General features: G+C 47.8%; 5 protein-coding genes. 4 read left to right on the top strand and 1 reads right to left on the bottom strand.

Annotated elements, in window-relative coordinates; all coding sequences use genetic code 11:
• Positions 1-1,364: Ig-like domain-containing protein (locus AC1RR2_RS18520; protein ID WP_493223754.1), on the bottom strand; the 1,364-nt coding region annotated here is incomplete at its 3' end.
• Between the two features lie 493 nt (positions 1,365-1,857).
• On the opposite strand from AC1RR2_RS18520, the gene AC1RR2_RS18515 reads away from it, so the two are divergent.
• From AC1RR2_RS18515 to AC1RR2_RS18500, 4 genes are read left to right on the top strand one after another with little or no spacing between them, the layout of a single operon-like run.
• A complete protein-coding gene (locus AC1RR2_RS18515; protein WP_493223753.1) occupies positions 1,858-3,105 on the top strand; it encodes an efflux RND transporter periplasmic adaptor subunit in 1,248 nt (415 codons plus the stop codon).
• Between the two features lie 11 nt (positions 3,106-3,116).
• Positions 3,117-3,878: an ABC transporter ATP-binding protein gene (locus tag AC1RR2_RS18510; RefSeq protein ID WP_493223752.1), complete on the top strand. Its 762-nt coding sequence runs from the start codon at positions 3,117-3,119 to the stop codon at positions 3,876-3,878.
• Between the two features lie 13 nt (positions 3,879-3,891).
• Entirely contained in the window at positions 3,892-5,049 is a 1,158-nt protein-coding gene (locus AC1RR2_RS18505; protein ID WP_493223751.1) for an ABC transporter permease, read from the top strand.
• On the top strand, positions 5,046-6,215 hold the full coding sequence (locus AC1RR2_RS18500) for an ABC transporter permease (protein WP_493223750.1): 1,170 nt from the start codon (positions 5,046-5,048) through the stop codon (positions 6,213-6,215). Before AC1RR2_RS18505 ends, AC1RR2_RS18500 begins: the two co-directional genes overlap by 4 nt.
• Positions 6,216-6,241 lie beyond the last annotated feature (26 nt).

Raw genomic sequence — 6,241 nt, 5'->3', positions numbered from 1 at the left:
AATCCCAATCCACTGACGACGACGCTACCATGTGCTGGCGCACCGACCACTGTAATACTGGTGGCGCTACCTGTAATCGTGGGGATAATACTATTTGAACTACTATTAGCCAGCACATTGACGCTACTTGAATTGACCGTGGGTGGTAGTGGATCCACCGTAATGTAAATCGTCGCTGGACTTGAATTTCCCCCTGGCCCCGTTGCCTTAATTTCTATGCTGTCGCTGCCGACATAACTCGCTGTCGGTGTATAAATCAATCCCATTCCACTGACGACGACGCTACCATGTGCTGGCGCACCGACCACTGTAATACTGGTGGCGCTACCTGTAATCGTGGGGATAATACTATTTGAACTACTATTGGCCAGCACATTGACGCTACTTGAATTGACCGTGGGTGGTAGTGGATTCACCGTAATCGAAATCGTCGCTGATGCAGAAGTTCCCCCTGGTCCTGTCGCCGTAATAGCGATGCTGTCGCTGCCTACATAACTCGCTGTCGGTGTATAAATCAATCCCATTCCGCTGACGACTACGCTACCGTGTGCTGGTGCGCCCACTACGGCAATACTGGTGGCGCTACCGGTAATAGTAGGGATAATACTATTCGAGCTACTATTGGCCAGCACGGTGACACTGCTTGCACTGACCACAGGTGGCAATGGACTCACTGTGATTGAAATCGTCTTGGGGCTAGAAGTCCCTCCAGGCCCGATTGCCTGATAAGTCAACGTATCGCTACCTACATACCCAGCTGTTGGTGTGTAATTCACGGACAAACCACTGACCGCTGCAGTGCCGTGCGCTGGCGAGCTGGTAAGTGAAATGCTAGTCACACTGCCTGTAATACTTGGACTAAACGAATTCGAAACACTATTTTGCAGCACCGTCTGACTAAGATTATTGGCAACGGGCGCTGCTGCTATGACAGTCACCGAAATCGTGGTCGTGTAGTTAATTGGTACAGAAAAATAACTAGCGCTTACATCAATATTGAATGTAAAAGTACCCACAGTAGTAGGAGTTCCAGCTAACACCATCTCATGATTGTAGGTTGCTGGAGGTGGCGCTGGTATCGTTGTAACAGTCAAACCTGGTGGGGCCACACCATTCAGTGTATAAACATTATCCTGTGTGCCCGTTCCAACAAAGTTTTGTGTGAACGATTGACCTTGCGTCATTGTTAAATTGATTGTTGCACCAGCATTGAGTGTATTCGAGGTGACTGCGGCATTCGCGAGGTTTGCAAAACAAGTCAGAAAAATCCAAAAACTCAGTCTATAGAGTAAAGAAAATAAACTTAATGATAGACGCGAGTGAGCCACATCGGCAGTCGGATTTAGGTGTGCAATCAATTTCATATTTATTTCCCCATTTTTTTGATTTTTCAACACACTTCTTAGCTTGTTTTGCCAATTTGATGACTGGTCTATCTACAACATAGATAATCAAGCGACAATCTACAAGCGCAAATAGAAAAATCTACGATTTGCTGCTAGGTGTGCTATTCGACTTAATACACAAAGATTGATTACACAGGTATTAAATATTCATTCTTTTAACTATAAAAGATTGTACATGGCAGGTACTTAGATCAATACAAGATGTCTCTTTTAAGTACAAATCAAGGGTTGACATCGAAACAGTTGTAGAGCAAGGCATACTGCTGACAATGTGTTTTCAGCTGGCACTACCTAATTCACATTAAGCAAAAAGATATCCACTCAAATTTGCAATCGGATATCAATGAAACATAGTTCTTTTTGCGATACAGAAATGCTAATATCTTATGCTGTACAGCTAAGCAAGTGCCCTCCCTTACAACGAACAACGCTCAATCAGGCGAAGCAAAAAATGACTGCTAATACGATCTCCAATGCAAGCGCCAGTGCAAGCACCAACACCGCGTCGCTGCAACAACTCAAGATAAACCGCAATACAACCCCCAATGGCAAAAAGCCACGTGCTTATGGTCGCTGGATAACTATCTTATTAATCATTGCGGTGATACTGGGTTTTCTGCTTAAACCCAGTAGTCAGGAAGTACAAGCTAGCTCGGTGATCACTACCTACCCATCACAACAATATGCCCAACTCACGGCGTCCGGCTATGTGGTCGCACAAAGAAGAGCAGCGGTCGCCAGCAAGGCGACGGGCCGATTAGTCTGGCTCAACGTGCGTGAAGGCAGCATCGTCAAACAAGGTGAAGTGATCGCTAAACTTGACGCCAGTGATGTGCAAGCGGCTATGGCGGCAGTACAAGCCAGCATCCGTCAAGCCGAGGCAGGCGTGGCACAAGCGAATGTTGAAGTAGTCAATGCAGAATCTGATTTAAAGCGCAGCCAAGGTTTAAGCACACAAGGATTCATCTCCAGCCAGGCGCTGGAAGCCGCGAACAAGCGTTTGAACGCCGCCAAAGCCGCTATGATTTCGGCACAAGCCACGGTCGCAGTGGCCAAAGCGCAGCTCAGAGTACAACAAGTGAATCAAGATTTCACTGAGATCCGCGCCCCTTTTGATGGCGTGGTTTTAGTCAAAAATGCCAATGTCGGCGATATCATCACGCCCTTTTCCAGTGCTGCGGGTAGCCAAGGTGCGGTCGTCACCATGGCAGATATGAGTACACTGGAAGTCGAAGCCGATGTCTCGGAAAGTAATCTCGCCAAAGCAAAAATTGGCCAACCCGTTGAAGTCACTTTAGACGCCCTGCCCGATACCCGCTTCCGCGGCAATGTCGTCAGTATTGTACCCACAGTCGATAGAGCCAAGGCCACCGTCATGACTAAAATACGTTTTGAAAAACTCGACCCACGTATCTTGCCCGAGATGAGCGCCAAGGTCACGATCCTGTCACAAGCAGCCACCGATGCCGACCAAAAACCCGTATTAGCGATCAATCCTAAAACCGTGGTAGATCGTGGTGGCAAGAAAGTGGTTTTTAAAATTAAAGACGATACGGTGGAAATGATAGCCGTCAATTTGGCAAGAAAAATTGGTGACAATCAGGAAGTCACTGGGGCTCTGCAATCCGGCGACAAATTAGTATTGATGCCGAGCGAAAAACTGGAGGCTGGTAAAAAAATCAGCGTTGCCAGCAAATGAACGGCACTACGATGACTGAGAATAATTCTATCGTAGTACCAGCATCTGTCGACAACGATGCGCCGCCTATCATCCGTATTCGTGGTCTCGACAAATCCTACACACGTGGCGGACAAGTTATTTCCGTATTAGAGGGCGTTGATCTCGATATACAAACCGCCGAGTTTTTGGCACTGATGGGACCAAGTGGCTCAGGCAAAAGCACCCTACTCAATTTAATTGCGGGTATCGATAAACCGACTGCAGGCACGATAGAAATCGCTGGCATCAATATCGCCAATTTAAGTGAAGGACAGTTGGCGGATTGGCGTGCAGCGAATGTAGGTTTTATTTTTCAGTTCTATAATTTGATGCCCGTGCTCACCGCATTTGAAAATGTAGAACTGCCCTTGCTACTGACCAATTTATCCAAAAAACAGCGTCACGCCCATGTCACGGCAGCATTAGAAATGGTGAAACTAAGTGACCGTATTGACCACTATCCTAACGAACTCTCTGGCGGCCAACAACAACGCGTTGCGATTGCACGTGCCTTGGTAACCGACCCGACTTTAATCGTGGCGGATGAACCAACGGGTGACTTGGATAGAGTAACTGCGGAAGAAATTCTTAATCTGCTCGATGAATTGCATCATAGTTTAGGAAAGACCATCATCATGGTCACGCATGACCCTAAAGCCGCCTCACGCGCACGACGTTTAGTGCATCTGGAAAAAGGTCTACTGGTAGCAGATGACCTATTGGTAGTGCCCCGCACACCGGTTATGCTTTAAGCCAAGAGACGCTATGTTCATCCTGCGCCTATTACTCAAAAATGCTTTCCGCCATAAGCTGCGCACCATTTTGACGATGGTAGGCCTGATCGTCGCTATTTGCGCCTACGGTTTGTTGCGTACGATTATTGACGCCTGGTATGCCGGCGTCGATGGCACCTCCAGCGTAAGACTAATCACTCGCAATTCCATTTCACTGACTTTTCCACTGCCTTTAAGTTATGCCGACCGGCTCAGAAATGTCGATGGTGTAACAGGCGTCAGTTGGTCAAATTGGTTTGGTGGTGTGTATATCACCGAGCGTAATTTCTTCCCGCAATTCGCCGTCGAACCGGCCAGTTATCTGGCACTCTATCCTGAGTATGTTTTAAAAGATGAAGAGAAAAAAGCTTTCATCCTGGACCGCCAAGGTGCCATCGTGGGACGCAAACTAGCCAATCAATATGGCTGGAAAATTGGCGATCAAATTCCCTTGCGTGGCACGATCTTTCCGGGCACGTGGACCTTCACCTTGCGCGGCATCTGGGATGGCGTCGATGCCAAAACCGATGAATCACAATTTCTATTTCACTGGCAACTATTAGCCGAATCAAATCGTAAACGTTTCAAACGCAACGCAGATTATGTCGGTGTCTATGTAGTGCGTATCAATGATCCGAATAATGCGCCTTTAGTGTCTGAGCGCATTGATGCGCAGTTCAAAAATTCGTTGGCCGAAACGCTGAGTGAAACAGAAAAAGCATTCCAGCTAGGTTTCGTCTCTATGAGTGAAGCGATCTTGGTTGCCGTCAACGCCGTCAGCTACGTGATCATCATCATTATTATGGCGGTGATGGCGAACACCATGACCATGACCGCGCGCGAACGCTTAGCCGAATATGCGACGCTCAAAGCATTGGGCTTTTCGCCTGGCTTTGTGGTGAAACTTTTGTTCGGTGAAAGCCTGGTCATTGCTTTGCTCGGTGGCGGTGCCGGCGTCTTACTGACACTGCCCATCGCTGCTGCTTTTGCCAAAGCAGTCGGCACTTTATTTCCTGTTTTTGTGGTGTCACAGACCACCATGTTTTTACAAATTCTCGCCAGCTGTATTGTAGGCGTGGTCGCGGCGGCTTGGCCGGCATGGAAGATGAGTCGTATCGACATCGTCAATGGCTTAAGGCATGTCGCATGAAGGCCATTCCTTTTTCCTACGTCGCCAGAAATCTTTGGGTACGCCGCGTTACCACCCTGCTCACTGCAGGCGGTATGGCGCTCGTGATTTTTGTGTTCACCGTGGTCTTAATGATGAGTGAAGGTATACGTGCGACCTTAGTAGCAACCGGACAGCCAGACAATATTTTGGTGTTACGCAAAGGTGCAGGTGCCGAAATCAATAGCGGCATTTCACGTGATCAGGCCGCTATTATTGAAAGCCTGCCCGGCATCGCGACCAATAAAGAAGGTAAAGCGCTGATCAGCAAAGAACCTGTAGTTTTGAATAATTTACCTAAGCGCAGTAATGGTAAGCCCAGCAACGTGACTTTGCGGGGCACCTCCGTGTTGGGTTTGGAATTACGTCCTCAAGTGAAGATGATAGAAGGTCGCATGTTTAGACCCGGCACCTCGGAAATTGTTGCTGGACGCTCGATTGCCAAAGGCTTTCGGGGTACGGGTTTAGGAGAAACCTTACATTTTGCCCAGCGTGACTGGGTCGTGGTCGGCATTTTTGATTCTGGTAAAACAGGTTTTGATAGCGAAATTTGGGGGGATAACGAACAAATGATGGCGGCCTTCCGGCGCAATGCTTACTCCACTATCGTGTTTCGCCTGAATGATCCTAGCGCCACGACGGCATTACAAACTGCGATTGCCAATGACCCGCGCTTACAAATCGATGCCAAACCAGAAATTCAATTTTATGCTGAGCAAAGCGAAGCGCTCGCCACCTTCATACGAATATTAGGTCTTAGCCTGTCGGTTATTTTTTCTATCGGTGCCATTGTTGGCGCCATGATCACGATGTTTGCCGCGGTCGCGCAACGCATAGGCGAAATCGGCACCTTACGTGCATTAGGATTTCGGCGTAGCGCGGTCTTGGTCGCCTTCCTCTCAGAGTCTTTATTATTATCACTGGTGGGTGGCGTCATTGGTTTATTTGCGGCTTCCTGGATGCAGGCGGTTGATATCTCTACGACCAATTTTCAAACCTTCAGCGAGCTCGCATTTCAGTTCAAATTGAATGGGGAAATCATCTTCAAAACTCTGATGTTTTCTTTGATTATGGGCTTCATCGGTGGCTTTATTCCGGCATGGCGTGCCTCTAGGATGAAAATTGTGGATTGCTTACGAGCCTCATAAAATAGATATTTCAACAAGTATCAAAC

The sequence above is a fragment of the Undibacterium sp. GW821-FHT11H02 genome, assembly GCF_058808015.1.
The sequence above is the reverse complement of the archived record's forward strand: the minus strand, read 5'-3'. Positions and strand labels throughout refer to the sequence as shown.